Below are 1,879 nucleotides of genomic sequence, written 5' to 3' on the forward strand. Positions count from 1 at the left end.
CTCGATGACCTGGCCGATGCGTGTGCCGCCGACGGGCGGTGGAGCTTCCTCTACGCCGCGGCCCCGCTGAAGGTGGTCAAGGGCACCGGGGCACCGGTGAACCCCATCGCCATCCGCTGAGCACATGCACCTGGGCGAGCGTGTGAGCCCATCACCCGACGCAGCGCCACCGGCGTGCCCGGCGAGCGCCGGCGAGGAGGACTCGTGAGCGTGTACGACGACAAGCCGTGGCTGGCCATCTACGACGAGGGGCAGCCCACCGAGATCACGCCGGAGTTCGGCGACGCTCTGGCCATGTTCGCTGCCTCGGTACAGCGGGCGCCGGACGCGGACATCATCCGGTACTTCGACGGCCGCATCACCCTGCGTGAGCTCGACGAGCTCACCGACGCGTTCGCCTCCGGGCTGCTCGACGGAGGCTTCGCGGCGGGCGACCGGGTCGCGCTGTACCTGCAGAACGTCCCGCAGTTCGTCATCGGGCTGCTGGGCACCTGGAAGGCCGGCGGCATCGCGGTCTCGATCAACCCGATGAACCGCGAGCGGGAGCTCGAGCTGCTCCTGAACGATTCCGGGGCGAAGGTCCTGGTCTGCCTGGAGAGCCTGTACCGCGACGTCGCTGCCGCCGTGGTCGGCCGGACCGACGTGGCCACCGTGATCACGACCTCCGAGCTGGAGTACCAGAGCCGCAACGACCAGCGGGTCTTCGCCGGCGTGGAGCGGATCAGCTTCGACGACACCGTCGACATGGCCGGGTTGATCGAGCGCTTCCGCGGGCGGCGACCGCCGGCGGTGTCGTTCACCGCCGAGGACACCGCGTTCCTCACCTACACCTCGGGCACGACCGGGCCGCCCAAGGGCGCCATGAACACCCACGGGAACGTGGTGTTCAACTCCCAGGCCTACCGGCAGTGGTGCGGACTCGGTCCTGACGACGTGGTGCTCGGCGTGGCGCCGCTGTTCCACATCACCGGGCTCATCGCGCACATCACGATCTCGCTGCTGCTCGGGGCGCCGCTGGTGCTGTTCTACCGCTTCGAGCCGTCGACGGCGATCGACGTCATCCGCGAGGAACGTCCCACGTTCACCGTCGGGTCGATCACTGTGTTCATCGCGCTGATGAACGCACCCAACGCCGACTCCGACGCGCTCGCCAGCCTGAGCAAGATCTGGTCGGGTGGCGCACCGATCCCCCCGAGCACGGTGAAGGCGTTCTCCGCGACGTTCGGCCAGTACATCCACAACATCTACGGGCTGACCGAGACCACGTCGCCGTCGCACGGCGTGCCCTACCACGCCGAGGCGCCGGTGGACGAGGCGTCGGGTGCCCTGTCGGTCGGGGTCCCGATCTTCAACACGGTGGTCCGGATCGTCGGGGACGACGGCCAGGACCTGCCGCCCGGGGAGATCGGCGAGATCGTCTCGACGGGACCACAGATCGTCTCGGGCTACTGGAACAAGCCCGAGGAGACCGTCAAGGCCATCCCCGGCGGCGCGCTGCACACCGGCGACGTCGGCTACATGGACGCCGAGGGCTGGTTCTACATCGTCGACCGCAAGAAGGACCAGATCAACGCGGGCGGCTACAAGGTCTGGCCGCGCGAGGTCGAGGACGTCCTCTACGAGCACGACGCGGTCCGCGAGGCCGCGGTGGTCGGGGTGCCCGACGAGTACCGCGGCGAGACCGTCAAGGCCTACGTCAGCCTGCGCCCCGGGCGCAGCGCCGACGAGGCCGAGCTCATCGCGTTCTGCAAGGAGCGGATGGCGGCCTACAAGTACCCGCGCCAGATCGAGTTCCTCGACGAGATCCCGAAGACGGTGACGGGCAAGCTGCTCCGCCGCGAACTCCGAGCCCGCAACCAACCCTGACCCACCCCCACCC

1 protein-coding gene is annotated in these 1,879 nt (G+C 69.1%); it reads left to right on the top strand.

Translation table 11 applies throughout. The features are described from left to right. Positions 1-204: 204 nt before the first annotated feature. A complete protein-coding gene (locus tag HF519_RS29970; protein WP_169416308.1) occupies positions 205-1,866 on the top strand; it encodes a class I adenylate-forming enzyme family protein in 1,662 nt (553 codons plus the stop codon). Positions 1,867-1,879 lie beyond the last annotated feature (13 nt).

Source organism: Pseudonocardia bannensis (genome assembly GCF_012911875.1).
Classification (GTDB): domain Bacteria; phylum Actinomycetota; class Actinomycetes; order Mycobacteriales; family Pseudonocardiaceae; genus Pseudonocardia; species Pseudonocardia bannensis.